Origin of the sequence: Mycobacterium sp., assembly GCF_046330795.1 — a bacterium.
In the GTDB taxonomy this organism is placed as follows: Bacteria; Actinomycetota; Actinomycetes; order Mycobacteriales; family Mycobacteriaceae; genus Mycobacterium.
In genome coordinates, this window is record NZ_JAXLSA010000001.1 from 92,848 (window position 1) to 115,898 (window position 23,051).

Here is a 23,051-nt window from a genome sequence, read left to right on the forward strand (position 1 = left end):
GGCGGTCGGCCCGACAGCGGAACTGGAATCCGTGCCGTCCCGTGCATCGTGGCCTCTGCCCGAACCGACCCTGACGTACTTCCCCGACGTCAGGTTCGCCTCGGACAGGGACCTCGGTGCCACGGGCAGCCGGCGCGGCACGCGATGGACCGGCTCGAGACGGAGAGGCGAAACCATGGCAGACGATTTCGGCCATGTGCCCGTCCTGCTCGACCGGTGCGTCGAACTGCTGCTCCCGGCGCTGACCCGGCATGACCCCGACGGCTCGGGGGCGGTGCTGGTCGACGCGACGCTGGGGGCCGGCGGACACTCCGAGCGTTTTCTGACAGACCTGCCCGGCCTGCGGGTGATCGGGCTGGACCGTGATCCGAGTGCACTGCAGATCGCCCGGGACCGGCTGGCTCCCTTCGGCAGTCGGTTCACCGCGGTCCGCACCCGCTACGACGGGATCGTCGACGCGCTCGGCGAATGCGGTTATGCCGCTTCGGGATCCATCAACGGTGTGCTCTTCGACCTGGGCGTGTCGTCGATGCAGCTGGACCGGACCGAGCGGGGATTCTCCTACGCCGCCGACGCGCCGCTGGACATGCGGATGGATCCCGACCTGCCGTTGACGGCGGCGGACATCCTCAATACGTTCGACGCCCGCGACATCGCGAAGATCCTCCGGGACTTCGGCGACGAGCGTTACGCGCCCCGCATCGCGGCGCAGATCGTCCGGCGCCGCGAACAGCAGCCGTTCGCCCGGACCGGCGAGTTGGTCGAGCTGCTCTACGACGCGATTCCGGCGCCGGCCCGCCGAACCGGAGGTCATCCCGCCAAGCGCACCTTCCAGGCCTTGCGGGTCGCGGTCAACGCCGAACTGGACTCGCTGCGGGCTGCGCTGCCGGCCGCCCTGGCCGCCCTGGCCGCCGGCGGGCGTGCCGTGGTGATGGCCTATCAGTCGCTCGAGGACAAGATCGTCAAGACGGTGTTCGCGGAGGCCACCTCGAACCGGTCGCCGGCCGGGCTGCCGGTCGAACTGCCGGGTTACGAACCGGAATTCACCGCGGTGACCCGGGGCGCCGAGCGCGCCGACGCCGACGAGATCGAACGTAATCCGCGAAGTGCAGCGGTACGGCTGCGAGCCGTGCAGCGAGTCCAGGGGAAGGGTCGCCCATGAGCAAGCCGTCCAAGACGCCCAGGGGTGGGTCGCGTCGCGAGGAAGCGCCGGCGCGCCGGCGCGGTCGCGGTCCGGTACTCGAGGACGCCCCCCGTCGCAACGACCGCCGCGGCGAGCGTCGGCCCGTGGACGCCCCGGCGCGCGACCGTCGCCCGAAGAACGCCCGCACCGCCGGCCCGGCACGTGATCAGCGCGCGCTGCGCCCCGCTGGGCCGCTCACCGCGCCGATGCCCCGGGTCGCTCCTGCCAAGAGCACGAGTCAGGCCAAGGCGCGGGCGAAGGCACGTAAGGCAAAGGCGCCCAAGGTTGTTCGGGTTCCACTGCGGGAGCGGTTGAACGCCCGGCTGGAGCGGCTGGCGCAGATCGACCTGAGCCCGCGCACCCTGCTGGCCCGGGTGCCGTTCGTGGTCCTGGTGATCGGCGCCCTCGGCCTGGGGCTGGGCGTGACGCTCTGGCTGTCGACGGATGCCGCCGAACGCTCGTACCAGCTGGGCCGCGCGCGGGTGGTGAATCAGGCCCTGCAGCAACAGAAGGAAGCGCTCGAGCGTCAGGTGCTCGAGGCACAGGCGGCACCGGCGTTGGCAGAATCGGCGCGGAACCTGGGCATGATCCCGTCCCGCGACATCGCCCACCTCGTCCAGGATCCCGGCGGGAACTGGATCGTCGTCGGCAGTCCGAAGCCCGCACAGGGAGTTCCGCCCGCGCCGTTGAATGTCAAGCTGCCCGACGAGGCCCCACCGGCCCCCACGCCGCCGGCCCGCGTGGCCGAGCGCCCGGTCGTCGTCGCGCCGGCGCCGTCGGCCCCCGCGCCCGCCCAGGCCCTGGCCGCACCCGCGCCCGCCCCGGTCCCGTCCGCGCCGGGCCCGGCCGCCGCTCCGGAAGTGCCGGTGCCACTGGATCATTCACCGGCCGTCCCGCTAGGGGCGCCGGGAACCGGGCCCGCACCCGGTCCGGCCGATGCCGCGCCGGGGCTGGTGCTCGTCCCCGTTCCGGCCGCACCCGCGCCGCCGCCCGCGCCCGTACCGCTGGTCGCCCCCGGTCCCGCACCCGCGCCGGCCGGAGCGCCCGCATGAGAGGGCGAGAGCCGCAGCCCGATCGCGGCGCCCGCCGGGCCCCGAAGTCCGCCGAACGCGCTGCCGAGGGTCACGGTCGGCCCGCGCGCGCCACCCGCACTCGCCCACCGACCGAAACCGGCTCTCGGACATCCTCGTTCGAGTTCCGCCAGCGCGGCGGCATCATCGTCATCTTCGTGGCCCTGGTGATCGCGGGCGCACAGCTGTTCTACCTGCAGGTCCCGCGCGCGGCCGGGCTGCGCGCCGAGGCAGCCGGCCAGTTGAAGGTCACGGACGTCGAGCGGGCGGTCCGGGGGAGCATCGTAGACCGTAACCTCAACAAGCTGGCGTACACCATCGAGGCGCGCGCGCTGACCTTCCAGCCACTGCGCATCCGCAAGCAACTCGCCGAGGCCCGTGCCCAGTCGCCGAAGGCCCCCGACCCCCAGCAGCGCCTGCGGGAGATCGCGCGCGAGGTGTCGACCCGGCTGGACGGCCACCCCGACTCCACGACCCTGCTGAAAAAGCTCACCAGCAACGACACCTTCGTCTATCTGGCCCGCTCGGTGGATCCCGCCATCGCCGGGGCCATCACCGACAAGTTCCCGGAGGTCGGCGCCGAGCGTCAGGACATCCGGCAGTATCCCGGCGGTTCACTGGCCGCCAATGTGGTGGGCGGTATCGACTGGGACGGACACGGTCTGCTCGGCCTGGAGGACTCCATGGACTCCGTGCTGGCCGGCACCGACGGGTCGGTCACCTACGACCGCGGCTCCGACGGCGTGGTCATCCCCGGCAGCTACCGCAACCGCCACGACGCGGTGGACGGCTCGACGGTGCAGCTGACCATCGACGACGACATCCAGTACTACGTGCAGCAGCAGGTGCAGCAGGCCAAGGACGCCTCCGGCGCCAAGAACGTGTCGGCCGTCGTGCTGGACGCCAAGACCGGTGAAGTGCTGGCGATGTCCAACGACAACACGTTCGATCCGAGCCAGGACATCGGCCGTCAGGCGGATCGGCAGATGGGCAACCTCGCGGTGTCCTCGCCGTTCGAACCGGGGTCGGTCAACAAGATCGTGGCCATCTCCACGGCCATCGAGAACGGGCTCACCACGCCCGACGAGGTGCTGCAGGTTCCGGGTTCGATCGACATGGGCGGGGTCACCGTCAGCGATGCCTGGAAGCACGGCGTCATGCCGTACACCACCACCGGCGTCCTGGGGAAGTCGTCGAACGTCGGGACGCTGATGCTCAGCCAGCGGATCGGCCCGGAGAAGTATTTCGACATGCTGGAGAAGTTCGGGCTGGGGCAGCGCACCGATGTCGGCCTGCCCGGTGAGAGCGACGGGCTGGTGCCGCCGATGGCCCAGTGGTCGGGTAGCACGTTCTCCAATCTTCCCATCGGGCAGGGCCTTTCGATGACACTGCTGCAGATGGCCGGGATGTACCAGACCATCGCCAACGACGGCGTCCGGATCCCGCCGCGCATCATCAAGGCGACCATCGCCCCGGACGGCAGCCGCAAGGAGGAGGCGCGACCCGAGGGGGTCCGGGTGGTCTCCGCGCAGACCGCGCAGACGGTCCGCAACATGCTGCGCGCCGTGGTCCAACGCGACCCGATGGGCTATCAGCAGGGCACCGGTCCGGCCGGTGCCGTCGAGGGCTACCAGATGGCCGGCAAGACCGGAACGGCTCAGCAGATCAACCCGGCCTGCGGCTGCTACTACAGCGACGTCTACTGGATCACCTTCGCGGGCCTGGCCACCGCCGACAACCCGCGGTACGTGATCGGGATCATGTCCGACGCCCCGCATCGCGCGGCCGACGGTTCACCCGGTTCGTCGGCGGCGCCGTTGTTCCACAACATCGCGGCCTGGCTGATGCAGCGCGAGAACGTGCCGCTGTCGCCGGACCCCGGACCGCCGTTGGTGCTGCAGGCCACCTGACGGCCCGGTGCGCGATCCGTCGGTAGGGTGTTGCCGGTGTCCCCACCACCCGTGTCGCTGTCCGCGCTGGCGGAGCGGGTGGGGGCGTCGCCCGCAGCCGACGGCTTTCCCGACGTCACCGTCACCGGCGTCACCCTGCGCGGCCAGGACGCCCGGCCCGGCGACCTCTTCGCCGCCCTGGCGGGTGCGTCGGCGCACGGCGCGGCCTTCGCCGCCGATGCGATCCAACGGGGCGCCGTCGCGGTTCTGACCGACCCCGCCGGCGCCGAGCTGCTCGGCCCCGCCGTGACAGTGCCGGTGCTGGTTCACCCCGATCCGCGCGGCGTGCTCGGCGCGGTGGCCGCCGAGGTGTACGGGCGGCCCTCGGAGGCGCTGACGGTCATCGGGGTCACCGGAACGTCGGGCAAGACCACCACCACCTACCTGATCGAGGCCGGCCTGCGGGCCGCCGGCCGCACCGCCGGACTGATCGGCACCGTCGGGGTCCGGATCGACGGCACGGATCTGCCCAGTGCACTGACCACCCCGGAGGCGCCCGCGCTGCAGGCACTGCTGGCCGTGATGCGCGAGCGCGGCGTGGATACCACCGTCATGGAGGTGTCCAGTCACGCGCTGTCGTTGGGCCGGGTCGACGGGGTGCGCTTCGCGGCGGGCGGATTCACCAACCTCTCGCGCGACCATCTCGATTTCCACCCGACGATGGCCGACTACTTCGAGGCCAAGGCCCGGCTGTTCGACCCGGCCGCACCGACGTGTGCAGCCGTCGCGGTGGTGTGCGTCGACGACGAGGCCGGCCGGGCGATGGCACAGCGTGCGAACGCGGCGATCACCGTCAGCGCGGTGGGACCGGCCGACTGGACCGTCGAGGACGTGACCGACCTGCCCGACGGTTCGCAGGAGTTCTTCGCGGTCGACCCGGCCGGGGTGCACCATCACATCGGGATCCGGCTGCCGGGGCGCTACAACATCGCCAATTGTCTTGTGGCACTGGCACTCTTGGACGCGGTGGGGGTGGCGCCCGAACAGGCCGCGCCCGGCCTGCGCGATGCCCGGGTGCCGGGGCGGCTGGAACCCGTCGAGCGCGGGCAGGACTTCCTGGCCCTGGTCGACTATGCCCACAAGCCGGGCGCGCTGCGCGCGGTGCTCGAGACCCTGCGCCGCGCGCCCAACACCCGGCGCATCGCGGTGGTGTTCGGCGCGGGCGGCAATCGCGATGCGGGCAAGCGGGTCCCGATGGGCGCCGTCGCCGCCGAACTGGCCGATCTGGTGGTCGTCACCGACGACAACCCGCGCGACGAGGATCCCGCGGCCATCCGGGCGGCCGTGCTCAGTGGTGCGGCCGGCGGTCCGGCGCAGTCCGTCGAGATCGGCGACCGCCGGGCCGCGATCGACCACGCGGTGGGCTGGGCGGGCCCCGGTGATGTGGTGCTGATCGCGGGCAAGGGCCACGAGTCCGGTCAGACCGCGGGTGGCCGGACCCGGCCGTTCGACGACCGCGACGAACTGGCGGCAGCGCTCGAGGCCCGGGGGGCCCACGGGTGATCGCACTGACCGTCGCCGAGGCCGCCGACATCGTCGGCGGCACGCTGACCGACATCAGCCCGGCCGAGGCTGCCCAGACCGTGATCACCGGCACCGTCGAATTCGATTCGCGCGCAATCGGTTCCGGGTCCCTGTTCCTCGCACTGCCGGGCGCCCGCAGCGACGGGCACGACCACGCGGCGGCGGCCGTGGCTGCGGGTGCGGTGGCGGTGCTGGCCGCCCGGCCGGTCGGCGTGCCCGCCATCGTGGTGCAACCGCGGGCGGGCGACGTCAGCGCGAGTGTCCTCGAGCACGACCGCGACGGTTCGGGTGCGGCGGTGCTGGCGGCGCTGGGCAAACTGGCCGCGGCCGTCGCCGCACGCCTGGTCGCCGACGGATTGACGATCATCGGCGTCACCGGTTCCTCCGGCAAGACGTCCACCAAGGACCTGCTGGCCGCGGTTCTCACACCGCTGGGCGAGGTGATCGCCCCGCCCGGGTCGTTCAACAACGAACTCGGCCACCCGTGGACGGTTCTGCGGGCCACCGAGGACACCGACTTCCTGGTACTCGAGATGTCGGCCCGGCACCCGGGCAACATCGCCGCGCTGGCCGCCATCGCGCCGCCCGGGATCGCGGTGGTGCTCAACGTGGGCACGGCCCATTTGGGTGAATTCGGTTCCCGCGAGATCATCGCGCAGACCAAGTCCGAACTGCCGCAGGCGGTTCCGGCGTCGGGCGTGGTGGTGCTCAACGTCGACGACACCGCGGTGGCGGCGATGGCGAAGACGACGGCGGCGCGGGTGGTCCGGGTGAGCAGGGCCGGCGGCGTTCAGCCGCCCGACGTGTGGGCGACGGACGTCGTCCTCGACGACCTGGCCCGGGCGCGGTTCACCCTGCACCACGGGGATGCGGAGCCGGTGCCGGTGCGGCTCGCCGTCTTCGGCGATCATCAGGTGTCCAACGCGTTGTGCGCGGCCGCGGTCGCCTTCGAGTGCGGGGCCACCGGCGAGCAGGTGTCCAAGGCGCTGGCCACGGCGGGCCCGACCTCGCCCAGCCGGATGGACGTTGTGACCCGGGCCGACGGGGTCACCGTCATCAACGACGCCTACAACGCCAATCCGGATTCGATGCGCGCCGGCCTGCAGGCCCTGGCCTGGATGGCGCGGCCCGAATCGGGGGGCCAGCGGCGGCGCAGCTGGGCCGTGCTCGGGGAGATGGCGGAGCTCGGTGACGACACGATTTCCGAGCACGATCGCATCGGCAGGCTGGTCGTGCGCTTAGATGTGTCTCGACTCGTCGTCGTCGGAACCGGGAGGGCATTGGGCGCCATGCATCAGGGGGCCGTCATGGAAGGCTCGTGGGGAGCCGAGGCCACGCGGGTCGCCGACGCCGACGCCGCGCTGGCTCTGCTACGCGCCGAGCTTCGCCCCGGTGACGTGGTGCTGGTCAAGGCCTCCAACTCCGCGGGCCTGGCCGCACTGGCCACGTCGCTGGTCCAGCCGGCGGACGGAGCCGCGTCCCGATGAGACTCATCCTGATCGCCGTCGGCCTGTCGCTGATGGTGTCCATCCTGCTCACGCCGCTGTTGATCCGACTGTTCGCCCGGCAGGGGCTGGGTCACGAGATCCGGGCCGACGGGCCGCCGAGTCACCACACCAAACGCGGCACCCCGTCAATGGGTGGGGTGGCGATCCTGGCCGGGATCTGGGTGGCCTACCTGGGTACGCACCTGATCGGTGCGGCGCTCGACGGGATCGGCCCATCGGCCTCGGGGCTGCTGGTGCTGTTCCTGGCGACCGCCCTCGGCTTCGTCGGATTCCTCGACGACATCATCAAGCTCCGCAAATCGCGCAACCTGGGCCTGAACAAGACGGCCAAGACGGTCGGACAGATCGTCGCCGCGGTCCTGTTCGGGATTCTGGTACTGGCGTTCCGGAACAACGACGGCCTGACCCCGGGCAGCCCCGAGTTGTCCTACGTCCGCGAGATCGCCACGGTGACGCTGACACCGGTGATCTTCGTGCTGTTCGTCGTGGTGCTGGTGTCGGCGTGGTCCAACGCGGTGAACTTCACCGACGGACTCGACGGTCTGGCCGCGGGCAGCATGGGCATGGTCACCGCGGCCTATGTGCTGATCACCTTCTGGCAGTACCGCAACGCCTGCGCGACGGCGCCCGGGGTGGGCTGCTACAACGTGCGCGACCCGCTGGACCTGGCGATCATCGCGGCGGCCACCGCCGGCGCCTGTATCGGCTTCCTGTGGTGGAACGCCGCCCCGGCCAAGATCTTCATGGGCGACACGGGCTCGCTGGCACTGGGCGGCATCATTGCCGGACTCTCGGTGACCAGCCGGACGGAAATCCTCGCGGTGGTCCTCGGCGCGCTGTTCGTCGCCGAGATCGTCTCGGTGGTGGTGCAGATCCTGGCGTTCCGGACCACCGGCCGCCGGGTGTTCCGGATGGCGCCGTTCCATCACCATTTCGAACTCGTCGGCTGGGCCGAGACCACGGTGATCATCCGGTTCTGGTTGCTCACCGCCATCGCCTGCGGGCTGGGCGTCGCGCTGTTCTACGGCGAGTGGCTCAGTGCCATCGGTGCCTGACGGCTCGGTGACGTGCTCGGGCCGCTGACCGCCGCAGCCCGGGTGCTCGTGGCCGGCGCCGGGCTCACCGGCCGATCGGTGCTGGCCGCGCTGGCGCCACTGGACGTGCGCGCCGAACTCACCGACGACGACGACGCGACGCTGGCGCAACGTGCCGCCGAGGGCATCGCGACGGTGCCGGCCGCGACGGCCGCGGCCCGGGTGGCCGATTACGTCGTCGTCATCACCAGCCCGGGGTTGCCGCCGTCGTCGCCGCTGTTGGTGGCCGCCGCGGCGGCCGGGGTTCCGGTGTGGGGGGACGTCGAGTTGGCCTGGCGCCTGGACCGGTCCGGCCGGTTCGGTCCGCCCCGGCGCTGGCTGGTGGTGACGGGCACCAACGGGAAGACCACGACGACGTCGATGCTGCACGAGATGCTGCGCGCCGGCGGCCGCGCCAGCCTGTTGTGCGGCAACATCGGCACACCGGTCATCGATGTGCTGGCGCAGCCGGGCGACCATCTGGCCGTCGAGCTGTCCAGCTTCCAGCTGCACTGGTCGGACTCGCTGCGCCCCGAGGCCGGGGTGGTGCTCAATGTGGCCGAGGATCACCTGGACTGGCACGGCTCGTTGCCGGCCTACGCCGCGGACAAGGCACGGGCGCTGACCGGTCGGGTGGCGGTGGCCGGGGTCGACGACCCGATTGCCGCGGGCCTGCTGGCCGCCGCGCCGGCGTCCACCCGGGTGGGATTCCGGCTCGGTGAACCCGGCCCCGGTGAACTCGGCGTGCGCGACGGCATGCTGGTCGATCGGGCGTTCGGCCCGGACAACACCGCGGGTGTGCGGCTCGCCCCGGTCTCGTCGATACCCGTGGCCGGGCCGGTCGGCGTGCTCGACGCGCTGGCCGCGGCGGCCCTGGCCCGGGCGGTCGGGGTGGCGCCCGAAGCCATTGCCCGGGCACTCGCCGACTTTCACGTGGGGCCGCACCGCGCCGAGGTGGTGGCCGTCGTCGACGGAGTCTCCTACGTCGACGACTCGAAGGCCACCAATCCGCACGCGGCCGAGGCGTCTGTGCGCGCGCATCCCCGGGTGGTGTGGCTGGCCGGCGGTTTGCTGAAAGGCGCGTCGGTGGACGAGATGCTGGCGCGGGTCGGTGATCGGCTCGTCGGCGCGGTGCTGTTCGGCCGGGACCGCCGCGAGATTGCTGAGGCGTTATCGCGACACGCCCCTGATGTCCCCGTCGTCGAGGTTGTGACGGGGGAGGATGCTGGGGTGGATGGGACTGGTGTTACTCGAGTGACTGTCGCCGGGGGGGAACCGGTCGGATCGGCCGTCATGGTTGCTGCCGTCGCCGCGGCCCGCAACCTGGCCACGCCCGGCGACACCGTCCTACTCGCCCCGGCAGGCGCGTCCTTCGACCAGTTCAGCGGGTACGGCGACCGGGGTGACCGGTTCGCCGCCGCAGTCCGTGCGCTCACAGCCCCGACGCCGAGCGGGGAGGGGTAGCCGTGACGAGCCTGCTGAGCCGGCTGGGCCGGTCCCGCTCCGCCGAGCCGCCGCCGGCCGGCGCCACCCAGCCGTTCGCGCTGTCGCGCACCCGGTTCGGCGCCTGGCTGGGCAAGCCGATGACCTCGTTCCACCTCATCGTCGCGGTGGCGGCCCTGCTGGTCACGCTCGGGCTGATCATGGTGCTGTCCGCATCGGGCGTGCACTCCTACGACGAGGACGGCTCACCCTGGGCCATCTTCGGCAAGCAGGTGCTGTGGACGCTGTTCGGGCTGATGGCGTTCTACATCGCCATGCGCACCCCGGTGAACCTGATGCGCCGGCTGGCGTTCCCCGCGTTCGCCGTCACCATCGTGCTGCTGGTCCTGGTGCTGGTGCCCGGCATCGGCACCGAGTCCAACGGAACACGCGGCTGGTTCGTCATCGCCGGGCTCTCGATGCAGCCCTCCGAGCTGACCAAGATCGCCTTCGCCATCTGGGGGGCCCACCTGCTGGCCGCGCGCCGGATGGAACGGGCCTCGCTGAAGGAAATGCTGGTCCCGCTGGTCCCGGCCGCGCTGATCGCCCTGATGCTCATCGTGATCCAGCCCGACCTCGGGCAGACGGTATCGATGGGCATCATCCTGCTGGCCCTGCTCTGGTATGCGGGCCTGCCGCTCAAGGTGTTCCTGAGCTCGCTGTTGTCGGTCATGGTGGCCGGCGCCGTCCTGGCCGTGTCGGAGGGTTACCGCTCCGACCGGGTGCGGTCCTGGCTGGACCCCAGCGCCGACGCACAGGGCGCGGGTTACCAGGCCCGGCAGGCCAAGTTCGCGCTGGCCAACGGCGGCGTCTTCGGCGAGGGCCTGGGTCAGGGCACCGCGAAGTGGAACTACCTGCCCAACGCGCACAACGACTTCATCTTCGCGATCGTCGGCGAGGAACTCGGGCTGGTCGGCGCCATCGGGCTGCTGGCCCTGTTCGGCCTGTTCGCCTACACCGGCATGCGGATCGCGCGCCGGTCGGCCGATCCGTTCCTGCGTTTGCTGTCCGCAACGGCCACCCTGTGGGTGATCGGTCAGTCGTTCATCAACGTCGGCTACGTCATCGGCCTGCTGCCCGTCACCGGCATCCAGTTGCCCCTGATATCGGCGGGTGGAACATCAACGGCCACAACACTTTTCATGATCGGCGTGATCGCGAACGCGGCCCGGCACGAGCCCGACGCGGTGGCCGCGCTGCGCGCCGGCCGCGAGGACCGGATGAACCGGTGGCTGCGCCTGCCACTGCCCGAACCGTACAACCCCACCCGGGTCGAAGCGCTGCGCGACCGGTTGCGGACGCCGCGGTCAGTGGGTGCCCCGGCCCGCGAGGAGGCCCGCGAGAAGACCCGCGCCAAGGCTGTCAAGAAGGCGGCCAAGCAGCCCCCGAAGAAGGCCGCGGCCAAGGTCGACAAGCGCGGCAAGCCCGCCAGGGCCGCCAAGGTGGCCGATGCCGGGGAGCGGCGGCGCCGGGAGCCGGTGCATCATGTAGACGGCCGGCGCGAGGCACGCGGCGGACGGCCCCAGGCATCTCGACCGCGCGCGTTGGAAGGTCATCGTTACGGGTGAGTGACTCGGTCACACCGCCGGCCCGCGGCGGACCAGACCAGAAGGTGATCTCGGTGGTTCTGGCCGGCGGTGGCACGGCCGGCCATGTGGAGCCGGCGATGGCGGTCGCCGATGCGCTGCGCGTGCTGACGCCCGCGTCACGCATCACCGCGCTGGGCACCGCACGCGGCCTGGAGACCCGGTTGGTCCCGGAACGCGGCTACGACCTGCGGCTGATCACCCCCGTCCCGCTGCCCCGCAAGATCACCGGTGACCTCTTCCGGCTGCCGATGCGGCTGCGCCGCGCGATCCGGGAGACCAGGGCCGTCCTCGAGGACGTCGACGCCGATGTGGTGATCGGGTTCGGCGGCTACGTCGCGGTGCCGGCCTATCTGGCCGCGCGCAAATGCGTGCCGATCGTCATCCACGAGGCCAACGCCCGGGCCGGGATCGCCAACAAGCTCGGTGCGCGCTACGCCCGCCGGGTTCTGGCGGCGGTGCCCGATTCCGGTCTGGCCGCCGAGGTGGTGGGAATGCCGGTGCGTGCGACGATCGCGAACCTGGATCGGGCGGGACTGCGCAGCACGGCGCGGGCGCATTTCGGCTTCGCCGACGACGCCGTGGCGCTGCTGGTCTTCGGCGGATCCCAGGGCGCGCAATCGCTGAACCGGGCGGTGTCGGCGGCCGCGCCCGCACTGGCGGCCCGCGGGGTGTCGGTGCTGCACGCCCACGGTCCCAAGAACACCCTCGACCTGCCCGCGCCCGATCCGGACGCGCCACCCTACGTGGCGGTGCCCTACCTGAGTCGGATGGATCTGGCCTATGCCGCGGCCGATCTGGCCGTGTGCCGCTCGGGTGCGATGACGGTGGCCGAGGTGTCGGCCGTGGGCCTGCCGGCGGTGTACGTTCCGCTGCCGATCGGCAACGGTGAGCAGCGACTCAACGCGCTGCCCGTGGTGCGGGCCGGCGGCGGCCTGCTCGTCGATGACGCGGATCTGACCCCGCAGTTCGTGGCCGACACCATCGGCGGACTGCTCACCGACGCACCTCGATTGGCCGCGATGACGGCCGCCGCCGCCGGCGTCGGGCACCGCGACGCCGCCGAGCGGGTGGCCCGGGTCGCTCTGGAAGTTGCCGGCGCCCAACGGGATACGGAGGTGAGCTCGTGACCCCGGGCGCCGCGCCGCTGCCCGACGAGCTGGCCCGGGTGCACATGGTCGGCATCGGCGGCGCCGGCATGTCCGGCATCGCCCGCATCCTGCTCGACCGCGGGGCGCTGGTCTCGGGGTCGGACGCCAAGGAGTCCCGCGGGGTCCTGGCGCTGCGCGCGCGCGGCGCGCTGATCAACATCGGGCACGATGCGTCGGCGCTGGACCTGCTGCCCGGCGGGCCGACCGCGGTGATCACCACCCACGCCGCGATACCCAGGACCAATCCCGAACTCGTCGAGGCCCGTCGGCGCGCCATCCCGATCGTGCTGCGCCCGGTGGTGCTGGCGCGGCTGATGGCCGGGCACACCACCGCCCTGGTCACCGGCACGCACGGCAAGACCACCACCACCTCGATGCTGATCGTCGCGTTGCAGCACGCGGGCCTGGACCCGTCGTTCGCCGTGGGCGGCGAACTGGGGGAGGCCGGCACCAACGCGCATCACGGCAGCGGCTCCTCCTTCGTGGCCGAGGCCGACGAGAGCGACGGCTCGCTGCTCGAGTACACGCCGGATGTCGCCGTCGTCACCAACATCGAGGCCGACCATCTGGACTTCTTCGGCAGCACCGAGGCGTACACCGAGGTGTTCGACGAATTCGTGGACCGCATCGCGCCGGGTGGCGCACTGGTGGTGTGCACCGACGACCCCGGCGCGGCGAGCCTGGCCGGCCGCGCGCACGCCCAGGGTGTGCGGGTGCTGGCGTACGGCGCCGGCCCGGCGGTCGAGGGCGCGCTGCCACTGGCGGCGCGGCTGGTGCACTGGCAGCAGCAGGGCACCGGCGCGGTTGCCGAGATCCAGCTGGCGGGCGAGGCCCAACCGCGGGCGATGCGGTTGTCGGTGCCCGGTCAGCACATGGCCCTCAATGCGCTGGCCGCGTTGCTGGCGGCGGTGGAGGTGGGCGCCCCGGTCGACGAGATCCTGGACGGGCTGGCCGGTTTCGAGGGAGTCCGTCGGCGGTTCGAACTGGTGGGGGTGGCCAACGGAGTGCGGGTCTTCGACGACTACGCGCATCATCCGACCGAGGTCCGCGCGGCGCTCGGGGCCCTGCGGACGGTCGCCGAACAGGGCGGCGGGGGCCGTACCCTGGCCGTCTTCCAGCCCCATTTGTATTCGCGCACAAAGGCTTTCGCTGCGGAGTTCGGCTCCGCGCTGGACGCGGCCGACCGCGTCTTCGTGCTGGATGTGTACGCGGCGCGGGAGCAGCCGATCGCCGGCGTCAGCGGGGCGACCGTCGCCGGCCACGTCGGTACCCAGGTGAGTTATGAGCCCGACGTGTCGGCGGTGGCCGCCCGGGTCGCCGAGGTGGCGCGGCCCGGTGATGTGGTGGTCACGATGGGTGCCGGTGACGTCACGATGCTCGGCCCGCAGATCCTGACGGAGATCCAGGCGGCGGCCAACCGGCACGTTCCGGGCCGGCGGCACTGAGATGACCGGGCCGCCGTCGCAGCCGGAGTCGGAGTCGACCGAACCGGAGAGCGTGCCCACCACCGATGCCATGACGGTCCCGCTGGAGGTCCCCGCCGACGCCGACGCCGACCCGGAGGCCGTCGCGGAAGAGGATGCCGCGGAGCCGGAGTTCGAGGGTCCGCGGCGGCGCGAACGGCGCGAACGGGCCGAGCGGCGCGAGGCGCAGGCCCGCGCCCGGGCCATCGAGGAGGCCCGCCTGGAGGCCAAGCGCAAGGTCCGCAACCCGAGCGGCGGCGCAACACCGGCCCGCGGTTCGGTGCGCGGCCTCAAGGTGGTGCTGCTCGGGCTGCTCGCGCTGGTGGTGACGGTCGGCCTCGGCCTCGTCATGTACTTCACCCCGCTGATGTCGGTGCGCAACGTGGTGGTCGTCGGTACCGGGTCGGTCACCGAGGAGCAGGTGTTGCAGGCGGCCGCGGTCCCGGTGGGCAGGCCGCTGCTGCAGGTCGACACCGATGCGGTGGCCGACCGGGTCGCGACCATCCGGCAGGTGGCCACCGCGCGGGTCCAGCGCGAGTATCCGTCGACGTTGCGGATCACCATCGCCGAGCGGGTTCCGGTGGCAATCAAGGATTTTCCGGACGGTCCGCGCCTGTACGACCGCGACGGCGTGGACTTCACCGGGCCGCCGCCGCCCGCGCTGCCGTACCTCGACGTCGACAACCCCGGGCCGGCGGACCCGCCGACCAAGGCCGCCCTCGAGGTGCTGACCTCGCTGCGGCCCGATGTGGCCGGCCAGGTGGGCCGGGTCGCGGCGCCGTCGGTGGCCTCGATCACGCTGACCCTGACCGATGGCCGGGTGGTGGTGTGGGGGACCAACGACCGGACCGAGGAGAAGGCCGAGAAGCTGGCCGCGCTGCTGACCCAGCCGGGTCATACCTATGACGTGTCCAGTCCGGATCTGCCGACGGTCAAATAGCCGTTCTTCCTGCGCGAGCGTGCAGCCATGTGCAGATCCCGCGCCCGGAATTACATATGGGTGCACCCTGGGCCCAACGCAGATTGAAAAATCCGCGCAACACGCGGCGCGCCTGCGGCAATCGCCCGTACACAGCCCCTAACTTGCTGAGTACGCGGAACTACTTGACATAACTCTAAACCTATGGTTCAGGTTGAGGGTTTAGGGACACGGTCAGGAAATCCGGTATCAGGCAGTCACCAGGCAAGGAAGGTCCTACCGATGACCCCACCGCACAACTACCTCGCCGTCATCAAGGTGGTCGGCATCGGCGGCGGCGGCGTCAACGCCGTCAACCGCATGATCGAGCAGGGCCTCAAGGGCGTCGAGTTCATCGCCATCAACACCGACGCGCAGGCACTGCTGATGAGCGACGCCGACGTCAAGCTCGACGTCGGACGTGACTCCACCCGCGGCCTCGGCGCCGGCGCGGACCCCGAGGTCGGCCGCAAGGCTGCCGAGGACGCCAAGGACGAGATCGAGGAGCTGCTCCGCGGCGCCGACATGGTGTTCGTCACCGCCGGCGAGGGCGGCGGCACCGGAACGGGCGGCGCGCCCGTGGTGGCGACCATCGCGCGCAAGCTCGGCGCCCTGACCGTCGGCGTGGTCACCCGGCCGTTCTCCTTCGAGGGCAAGCGGCGCAGTCAGCAGGCCGAGAACGGCATCACCTCCCTGCGGGAGAGCTGCGACACCCTGATCGTCATCCCCAACGACCGGCTGCTGCAGATGGGCGATGCCGCGGTGTCGCTGATGGACGCCTTCCGCAGCGCCGACGAAGTGCTGCTCAACGGCGTGCAGGGGATCACCGATCTGATCACCACGCCGGGCCTGATCAACGTCGACTTCGCCGACGTCAAGGGGATCATGAGCGGCGCCGGGACGGCGTTGATGGGCATCGGTGCCGCGCGCGGTGACGGCCGGGCGCTCAAGGCCGCCGAGATCGCGATCAACTCGCCGCTGCTGGAGGCGTCGATGGAGGGCGCCCAGGGTGTACTGATGTCCATCGCGGGCGGCAGCGACCTGGGTCTGTTCGAGATCAACGAGGCCGCCTCGCTGGTGCAGGACTCCGCGCACCCCGAGGCCAACATCATCTTCGGCACCGTGATCGACGACTCGCTGGGCGACGAGGTCCGCGTCACCGTCATCGCCGCCGGCTTCGAAGCCGGTTCGGCCAGCCGCAAGCCGGCCACGTCGATCTCCGGTGCGGCGGCGGCCATCGCCTCGGCGCGGGCCGGTGCCGTCAATCAAGCGGTCACCTCGTCGGTCTTCGAGCCCGACGCCGCGGCCAGCGTGCCCCACACCAACGGCGCCACGGTCCGGGTCGGTGGTGGCGGTGACGACGGCGGGATCTCCGACGACGACGTCGACGTGCCGCCCTTCATGCGGCACTGACGGGCACCCGAGAACCCGAGACGTCCCGAGTGGCCGCCCGCATCCGCCGAGTCACCACGACCCGCGCGGGTGGTGCGTCCGCAGCGCCGTTCGACACCTTCAATCTGGGCGACCACGTGGGTGACGACCCCGCGGCGGTGGCCGCCAACCGGCGCCGGCTGGCGACGGCCATCGGAGTCGGCGAGGGCCGGCTGGTGTGGATGAATCAGGTCCACGGTGATCGCGTCGAACTGGTCGAGGGTCCCCGCGACACCGCCGTCGACGACACCGATGCCCTGGTCACCGCGGTGCCGCGACTGGCGCTGGCGGTCGTCACCGCCGACTGCGTTCCCGTGCTGCTGGCCGATGCCCGCGCCGGCGTGATCGGCGCCGTGCATGCCGGCCGGGTCGGGGCGGCCAAGGGTGTGGTGGCCCGCACGCTGGAGGTCATGGTGGGTGCGGGCGCCCACGCCGAGGACGTGTCGGCATATCTCGGGCCGGCGGTCAGCGGGCCCAACTATGAGGTCCCCGCCGCGATGGCCGACGACGTGGAGGCCGCGTTGCCGGGTAGTCGCACGGTGACCGCGACCGGCAGCGCGGCCCTGGACCTGCGGGCCGGGATCGCCCGTCAGTTGCGCGAACTCGGGGTCGGGGCCGTCGACGTCGATCCGCGGTGCACGGTCGACGACCCCACGTTGTTCAGTCACCGGCGCGACGCGCCGACCGGACGGCTGGCCTCGGTGGTGTGGATCGAATGAGTGAGCCGGACCGGAACGAACCGGCGCGCGAGATCGAGTTGATGACCGCGCTGGCACGGGTGCGGCAGCGGCTGGCCGACGCCGCCGAGTCCGTCGGCCGCAGACCCGGGGAGGTGGAGTTGCTGGCGGTCACCAAGTTCTTCCCGGCCAGCGACGTCGCGATGCTGTACCGGCTCGGCCACCGTGCGTTCGGTGAGGCCCGCGAGCAGGAGGCCGCGCGCAAGGTGGCCGAGGTGCGCGAACTGACCGGAGCGCAGGCGCCGATCACGGGGGAGCGACCCATCGCCTGGCACATGATCGGGCAGATCCAGCGCAACAAGGCCAAATCGATTGTGGCATGGGCGGATACGGTGCATTCGGTGAGCAGCGAGCGGGTCATCACCGCGCTGGACCGGGCCCGGTCGGCGGTGCTCGACAAGGGCGTGCGCACCGAGCCGCTGGGGGTCTACGTGCAGGTGAGTCTGGACGGCGACACCGAGCGCGGCGGCGTGGACGTCGGCGACCCGGCGGCCATCGACGCGTTGTGCGACCAGGTGGCCGTAGCGCCGGCCCTGCGACTGCTGGGTGTCATGGGTGTCCCGCCGCTCGAGGCGGATCCCGATGAGGCGTTCGCGCGACTGGCGGCCGAACACCGCCGGGTGCTGCGGGGTCATCCGGAGGCCACGGGGTTGTCGGCGGGGATGTCGAGCGACCTGGAGATCGCCGTCAAACACGGATCGACTTGTGTGCGTGTCGGTACCGCGCTTCTGGGCCGACGACCGCTAACGTCACCGTGAGTAGTCACTCCAGTCACATATTCATCACAAGTACCGCCGAACTCGAACCTCTAAACATCCCAAGAGAACTCAGCTCCATCGAGCAGGCAAAGCGAAGGGTCAAGCGATGAGCACACTGCACAAGGTCAAGGCCTACTTCGGGATGGCTCCGTTGGAGGAATACGACGACGAGTACTTCGATGACGACCGCGGTCCCACGCGCGGCCGTGGTGGCGAGCGCTTCGCCGACGACCGCTACGACCGGTATCCCGAGCGCCGCGACTACGCCGACGACGACGACTACGCACCGGGTTACCGCGGCTACGACGATCGCGACTCCCGGTTCCGGGGGCGTGACTTCGATCGGCCCACCCAGCGCCTCACCCCGCTGAGCACCGGCGCCGCGACCCGCGGCGCGCTGGCCATGGCGCCCCGCCGCCAGCAGGTGCTCTTCGACGAGGGCAGCGCGCTCTCGAAGATCACTACCCTGCGGCCCAAGGATTACAGCGAGGCCCGCACTATCGGCGAGCGGTTCCGCGACGGCACCCCGGTGATCATGGACCTGGTCTCGATGGACAACGCCGACGCCAAGCGGCTCGTCGACTTCGCCGCGGGCCTGGCCTTCGCGCTGCGCGGGTCGTTCGACAAGGTCGCCACCAAGGTGTTCCTGCTGTCGCCGGCCGATGTCGAGGTCACCCCCGAGGAGCGTCGCCGGATGGCCGAGGCCGGGTTCTACGCGCAGTAGTTCCCGGTCGGTAGGCTGGCGGCGCGGTGCCGATCGGCGCCAGGACTCCTCAGGTCAGTTAGGTCGGTCAGGCGTTTGACGTACTTCTTCGGAATCCTTGGCTTCGTGCTGTTCGTGTTCTGGCTGCTGCTGATCGCCCGCATCGTGGTCGAGTTCGTCCGCTCGTTCAGTCGTGACTGGCACCCGCGGGGCGTCACGGTGGTGATCCTGGAGTTGATCATGACCATCACCGACCCGCCGGTGAAGCTCTTGCGCCGGCTGATTCCGCAGCTGAACCTCGGTGCGGTCCGGATCGACCTGTCGATCATGCTGTTGTTGCTGGTGGTTTTCTTCGGCATGCAGTTCGCGTTCGCGGCGGCGGGCGACCCCCGGGGTCTTTGAAAATCAGTCTTATTCTGACGCCAACCCGCAACCGTAGGGTCTGGTGTGACAGGATGGACGCCAGTTACCGTTGGATCGAACCGTTCCAGAACTGAGGGGGCACCCGATGCCGCTTACTCCCGCCGACGTCCACAATGTGGCGTTCAGCAAACCGCCGATCGGTAAGCGCGGTTATAACGAGGACGAAGTTGACGCCTTCCTCGATCTGGTGGAGAACGAGCTGTCGCGTCTGATCGAGGAGAACGCGGACCTGCGCCAGCGGGTCAGTGAACTGGACGCCGAGCTGGCCGGCGCGCGCGCCGGAGGGATCCAGGCCACCCAGGCCATCCCGCTGTACCAGCCCGAGCCCGAGCCCGAGCCCGAACCCGAACCCGTCGCCGAGGTCGTGCAGGAGGCCCCGGCCCCGGCCCCCGCGCCCGCTCCCGCGGCGGCCGCTCCCGTCACCGGCGACGTCCATGTCAAGGCCGCCCGAGTGCTGGCACTCGCGCAGGACACCGCGGACCGCCTGACCAGCAGCGCGCAGGCCGAGTCGGACAAATTGCTCTCCGATGCGCGGGCCAACGCCGACGCACTGGTCAGCGAGGCGCGCCGCACCGCGGAGAGCACTGTCGCCGACGCCCGGGCGCGCGCGGACGCGATGCTCGCCGACGCGCAGACCCGGTCGGAAACGCAGCTGCGCCAGGCCCAGGAGAAGGCGGACGCGCTGCAGGCCGATGCCGAGCGCAAGCACACCGAGATCATGGGCAACATCAATCAGCAGCGGACCGTGCTCGAGGGTCGGCTCGAGCAGTTGCGCACCTTCGAGCGCGAATACCGGACCCGGCTCAAGACCTATCTGGAGTCGCAGCTCGAGGAGCTCGGCCAGCGTGGCTCGGCGGCTCCGGTCGACAGCTCCGGCGAGGCCGGGTACACCCAGTTCAACCGGGGCAACGGCTAGTCACTAGTCTGACCGGGACGTGCCGCTTGCAGGAATGTCCACGGTACGGTCCGGTATCGCCTCGAGAAGGATGGTCGATCGATGTTGATCGTTGCATTGGTGCTGGCGGTGATCGGGCTGGCAAGCCTGGTGACCGCGGTGGTCACCGGTAATGAACTGATTGCCTGGGTGTGCATCGGGGCCAGCGTGCTCGGTGTCATCCTGCTGATCGTCGATGCGATCCGGGAGCGGCAGACCCGCAGCGTGGTCGCCGACCAGGATCTGGCCACTGCGGACGACGCGGTCGCCGCGGCCCCGGCCACCGTGGACAACACCTACGAGAACTTCGACGCAGAGTACCCCGACGAGGCAGCGGCGCCGGCCGCCGAGACTGCCGACGCGGTGGTCGACGAGGCCGTCGAACCACCAGTTGCGCCGGTCGACGAGCTCGAGCCGGGCGATGGGGACGCCGATTCGCCGACGCAGGTCGAGTACGTGGGTGAGGACGAGTCCGACACGACCGTCGAACGCGTCACCGAGGCTGATCCGGCCGAGAAGCTCGAGGACAAGTAGCGTCCGCGCGCCGCAGTACCGCCAGCAGCTCGTCGTCGTCGACCTGGGGGAACCTGCGGTAGAACATCCCGACGGCACCGAATGGTTCCGGTGTGTACGGGCACACGAAATCATCTGACAGACCGGCGAATTCGCGCGCGGCACTGCGCGGTGCGGTGGGCACAGCGACGATCACGGCTGCGGCTCCGCGGGCCTGCATGTCACGAACGGCCACCCGCATGGTGGCCCCGGTGGCCAGGCCGTCGTCGACCAGGAGCACCGTTCGGCCCGTCACCTCGACGGCGGGACGGCCGGCCCGGTAGGCCGCCGACCGCCGCCCCAGCTCGCGGCGTTCCCGATCGATCACGGCGTCCAGCGCGGCCGACGACACGCCCTGGGAGCGCAGCAATGCGTCATTGACCGTCATGTGCAGGTCGCTGATCGCGCCGAGGGCCAGTTCCTCGTGTCCGGGCACCCCGAGCTTGCGGACGACCGCCACATCCAGTGGCGCGCGCAGCTCGGCGGCGACCTCGGCCGCGACGGGCACTCCGCCGCGCGCCAAGCCGATGACCAACAGCCCCGGGCGACCGCGGTAGCGGTCCAGTGCAGCGGCGAGTATCCGGCCCGCGTCGGACCGGTCGCGATAGCCGTGCCGGCGGGTCCTGGCTACCGTGCGACCCTCCCGGTGGCCAGATCGCCCAGGTGCGTCAGGAACCCGGTCACGAGTGTCGTCAGCCGGGCCGCGGCGGCATCGCGTTCGGTGCCGGTGCGGGTACGCAGGGCATCGACGTCGATGCCCGATCGGGCGACGTCGCCGTCGCTGTCCTCGGCCAGCCACAACTCCAGCAGCGGGGGGTCCAGCTCGGGGTGGAACTGCAGGGCCAGCGCACTGCCGGACAGGAAGGCCTGCGACGCGTTGTCGTTGCGGGCGATCTCGACGGCATCGGCAGGCAGGGTCCAGCGATCCGAGTGCCACTGGAACCATGGGCCGGGATCGAGGAACGGCACCTGGCTGTCCACGGTGTACCAGCCGAGTTCGGGCGACGGGGACGGGCCGACGGTGCCGCCGAGCGCCTGGGCCACCAACTGCCCGCCGAAGCAGACGCCCAGCACCCCGACGCCGGCGTCCACCGCGTGGCGCACCAATGCCATCTGGGGGTCCACCCACGCGCCGTGCGCGGGATCGTGTGCGCCGAACCGGGAACCCAGTGGCACCACCACGTCATAGTCCAGCGGGTCGGGGTAGGCCGGCACCTCGGCCGGACCCGTGCAGATGTCGATGTCGAAGCCCTGGTCGGCGAAGGTCGTTCCCAACATCGCTGCGGGAGCGGTGGGGTCGTTGTAGATGAACAGAACACGCCGGGCCACGCCGGCGACTCTACTGAATGCGGTCAGGCCGCGGCGAACTCGATCGGCAGGCACACCGGCCCGGTGATCCCGGTGAGTGGCTTCCAGGGCACGCTGCCGACCAGTCGCGGCGGTGTGGGAATGCGCTGCGTGATTGTCGAAAGTGCTTCGGCCAGTTCGGTTCTGGCCAGATGCGAGCCCAGGCAGTAGTGCACCCCGCCACCGAAGGTGAGCATCGAGTGCGCGTCGGCGCGGGTGATGTCGAGACGATCGGGGTCGTCGTGCACCGCGGGATCCCGGTTGGCCGCGGCGGTGTTGGCGATCACCAGGGTGCCGGCCGCGATCGGTACACCGGCCAGTTCGACATCCTCGGCGGCGAGCCGGACGGCGCCGAACACGATCGGGTTGTGCCGCATGAGTTCCTCGACCGCGTTCGGGGCCAGCTCGGGGTGCGCCGCCAGCAGCTCCCACTGATCGGGGTGCGCGATGAGGTCCTCGACCGCCGCGGCCAGCTGATTGCGGGTGGTGTCGGTGCCGGCCATCAACAGGCCGCCGGCCAGCATCAGCAACTCGTCGTGTGCCAGCCGATCGCCATCCTCCTCGGCGCGGATCAGGTCGGAGAGCAGATCGTCGGTCAGGGTGTCGCTCCGCTCGGCGACCATGCGGTCGACGTACTGGTCGAGCTCGTCCCACGATCGCAGGATGTCTTCCTCGGTGCCGGCGATGTTCCAGCTGAACAACCGCAGGACGTCGTCCGCCCAGGCCGAGAAGCGCTGCCAGTCCTGCGGCGGTGCGCCCAGCAGGGCGCAGATGATCGGCACCGGGTACGGCCGGGCGATGTCGGCCACCACGTCGCAGGATCCGGTGCCGGCACATGCATCCAGCAGCCCGGAGATCACCTGGACGCAGGCGGCACGCATCCGGGCCGCCGACCGGGGGGTGAACGCCTTGGCGATCAGCCGGCGCAGCCGGTGGTGCTCGCCGCCCTCGAGACACAGCAGGCTGCTGGTCGCCCGGTCCCACAGCGGGCCGGACGTGATGCCCTGCGGAGCCAGGGCGAACCCGGGTGGCACGACGAACCGGTCGTCGCGCAGGAGTGCCCGGACCAGGTCGTGGCTCAGGATTTCCGGGCCGTGCGCACCCATCGCGATGGGCGACGAAGCACGCGCCTCGGCGATACGCCGGTGCGCCTCGCCCGCGTCGTCGAGGTTCTCGTAGTCGAGTGTGGGCAGAGCGGTGAGAGTAGTCATGTGTCTCA

21 protein-coding genes are annotated in these 23,051 nt (G+C 71.1%); 18 read left to right on the plus strand and 3 right to left on the minus strand.

Annotated features, from left to right (window positions below; all coding sequences use genetic code 11):
- The first annotated feature begins 31 nt into the window (after window positions 1-31).
- The 18 genes from rsmH (at window position 32) to U0R18_RS00550 (ending at window position 20,467) form a co-directional block, all read left to right on the plus strand.
- Window positions 32-1,162 carry a 16S rRNA (cytosine(1402)-N(4))-methyltransferase RsmH gene (gene rsmH / locus U0R18_RS00465; RefSeq protein WP_526364858.1) on the plus strand — a complete coding sequence of 377 codons (1,131 nt, stop codon included), beginning with the start codon at window positions 32-34 and terminating at the stop codon, window positions 1,160-1,162.
- Window positions 1,159-2,235 carry a cell division protein FtsL gene (ftsL, locus tag U0R18_RS00470; RefSeq protein ID WP_526364860.1) on the plus strand — a complete coding sequence of 359 codons (1,077 nt, stop codon included), beginning with the start codon at window positions 1,159-1,161 and terminating at the stop codon, window positions 2,233-2,235. Before rsmH ends, ftsL begins: the two co-directional genes overlap by 4 nt.
- Entirely contained in the window at window positions 2,232-4,163 is a 1,932-nt protein-coding gene (locus tag U0R18_RS00475; protein ID WP_526364862.1) for a peptidoglycan D,D-transpeptidase FtsI family protein, read from the plus strand. Before ftsL ends, U0R18_RS00475 begins: the two co-directional genes overlap by 4 nt.
- 36 nt (window positions 4,164-4,199) lie before the next feature.
- Window positions 4,200-5,705 (plus strand): UDP-N-acetylmuramoyl-L-alanyl-D-glutamate--2,6-diaminopimelate ligase, encoded by a 1,506-nt coding sequence (locus tag U0R18_RS00480; RefSeq protein WP_526364864.1) that lies wholly within the window; start codon window positions 4,200-4,202, stop codon window positions 5,703-5,705.
- Window positions 5,702-7,213, plus strand: coding sequence for a UDP-N-acetylmuramoyl-tripeptide--D-alanyl-D-alanine ligase (locus U0R18_RS00485; RefSeq protein WP_526364866.1), 1,512 nt, complete (start codon window positions 5,702-5,704; stop codon window positions 7,211-7,213). The genes U0R18_RS00480 and U0R18_RS00485 overlap by 4 nt, the downstream gene beginning before the upstream one ends.
- Entirely contained in the window at window positions 7,210-8,289 is a 1,080-nt protein-coding gene (gene mraY, locus U0R18_RS00490; RefSeq protein WP_526364868.1) for a phospho-N-acetylmuramoyl-pentapeptide-transferase, read from the plus strand. The genes U0R18_RS00485 and mraY overlap by 4 nt, the downstream gene beginning before the upstream one ends.
- A 12-nt stretch (window positions 8,290-8,301) precedes the next feature.
- Window positions 8,302-9,771, plus strand: a complete 1,470-nt coding sequence (murD, locus tag U0R18_RS00495; RefSeq protein ID WP_526364870.1) for a UDP-N-acetylmuramoyl-L-alanine--D-glutamate ligase — start codon at window positions 8,302-8,304, stop codon at window positions 9,769-9,771.
- Between the two features lie 2 nt (window positions 9,772-9,773).
- Window positions 9,774-11,357 carry a putative lipid II flippase FtsW gene (ftsW, locus tag U0R18_RS00500; protein ID WP_526364872.1) on the plus strand — a complete coding sequence of 528 codons (1,584 nt, stop codon included), beginning with the start codon at window positions 9,774-9,776 and terminating at the stop codon, window positions 11,355-11,357.
- Window positions 11,354-12,505, plus strand: a complete 1,152-nt coding sequence (murG, locus tag U0R18_RS00505) for an undecaprenyldiphospho-muramoylpentapeptide beta-N-acetylglucosaminyltransferase (protein ID WP_526364874.1) — start codon at window positions 11,354-11,356, stop codon at window positions 12,503-12,505. Before ftsW ends, murG begins: the two co-directional genes overlap by 4 nt.
- Window positions 12,506-12,549: 44 nt before the next feature.
- A complete protein-coding gene (murC, locus tag U0R18_RS00510; RefSeq protein WP_526367327.1) occupies window positions 12,550-13,971 on the plus strand; it encodes a UDP-N-acetylmuramate--L-alanine ligase in 1,422 nt (473 codons plus the stop codon).
- A gap of 1 nt (window position 13,972) precedes the next feature.
- Complete coding sequence (locus U0R18_RS00515; protein ID WP_526364876.1) at window positions 13,973-14,929, plus strand: cell division protein FtsQ/DivIB; 957 nt, start codon at window positions 13,973-13,975, stop codon at window positions 14,927-14,929.
- 261 nt (window positions 14,930-15,190) lie between these two features.
- Complete coding sequence (ftsZ, locus tag U0R18_RS00520; protein ID WP_526364878.1) at window positions 15,191-16,360, plus strand: cell division protein FtsZ; 1,170 nt, start codon at window positions 15,191-15,193, stop codon at window positions 16,358-16,360.
- A 29-nt stretch (window positions 16,361-16,389) separates the two neighbouring features.
- Window positions 16,390-17,097, plus strand: a complete 708-nt coding sequence (gene pgeF, locus U0R18_RS00525; protein WP_526364880.1) for a peptidoglycan editing factor PgeF — start codon at window positions 16,390-16,392, stop codon at window positions 17,095-17,097.
- Window positions 17,094-17,873, plus strand: a complete 780-nt coding sequence (locus U0R18_RS00530) for a YggS family pyridoxal phosphate-dependent enzyme (protein ID WP_526364882.1) — start codon at window positions 17,094-17,096, stop codon at window positions 17,871-17,873. The genes pgeF and U0R18_RS00530 overlap by 4 nt, the downstream gene beginning before the upstream one ends.
- Before the next feature lie 106 nt (window positions 17,874-17,979).
- On the plus strand, window positions 17,980-18,597 hold the full coding sequence (locus U0R18_RS00535; protein ID WP_526364884.1) for a cell division protein SepF: 618 nt from the start codon (window positions 17,980-17,982) through the stop codon (window positions 18,595-18,597).
- A gap of 75 nt (window positions 18,598-18,672) precedes the next feature.
- Window positions 18,673-18,978: a YggT family protein gene (locus tag U0R18_RS00540; RefSeq protein ID WP_526364886.1), complete on the plus strand. Its 306-nt coding sequence runs from the start codon at window positions 18,673-18,675 to the stop codon at window positions 18,976-18,978.
- Window positions 18,979-19,084: 106 nt separating this feature from the next.
- Window positions 19,085-19,915, plus strand: a complete 831-nt coding sequence (gene wag31, locus U0R18_RS00545; protein WP_526364888.1) for a DivIVA-like cell division protein Wag31 — start codon at window positions 19,085-19,087, stop codon at window positions 19,913-19,915.
- A gap of 81 nt (window positions 19,916-19,996) precedes the next feature.
- Window positions 19,997-20,467 (plus strand): hypothetical protein, encoded by a 471-nt coding sequence (locus tag U0R18_RS00550; RefSeq protein WP_526364890.1) that lies wholly within the window; start codon window positions 19,997-19,999, stop codon window positions 20,465-20,467.
- Here U0R18_RS00550 and U0R18_RS00555 read toward each other — a convergent pair.
- Genes U0R18_RS00555 through U0R18_RS00565 form a run of 3 tightly spaced genes read right to left on the minus strand, consistent with a single transcriptional unit; the run spans window position 20,427 to window position 23,043 of the window.
- A complete protein-coding gene (locus U0R18_RS00555) occupies window positions 20,427-21,065 on the minus strand; it encodes a phosphoribosyltransferase (protein ID WP_526367329.1) in 639 nt (212 codons plus the stop codon). The two genes, U0R18_RS00550 and U0R18_RS00555, sit on opposite strands and share 41 nt — an antisense overlap.
- A gap of 47 nt (window positions 21,066-21,112) precedes the next feature.
- Window positions 21,113-21,814 (minus strand): type 1 glutamine amidotransferase, encoded by a 702-nt coding sequence (locus tag U0R18_RS00560; RefSeq protein ID WP_526364892.1) that lies wholly within the window; start codon window positions 21,812-21,814, stop codon window positions 21,113-21,115.
- A gap of 23 nt (window positions 21,815-21,837) precedes the next feature.
- Window positions 21,838-23,043: a cytochrome P450 gene (locus U0R18_RS00565; protein WP_526364894.1), complete on the minus strand. Its 1,206-nt coding sequence runs from the start codon at window positions 23,041-23,043 to the stop codon at window positions 21,838-21,840.
- Between the last annotated feature and the right edge of the window lie 8 nt (window positions 23,044-23,051).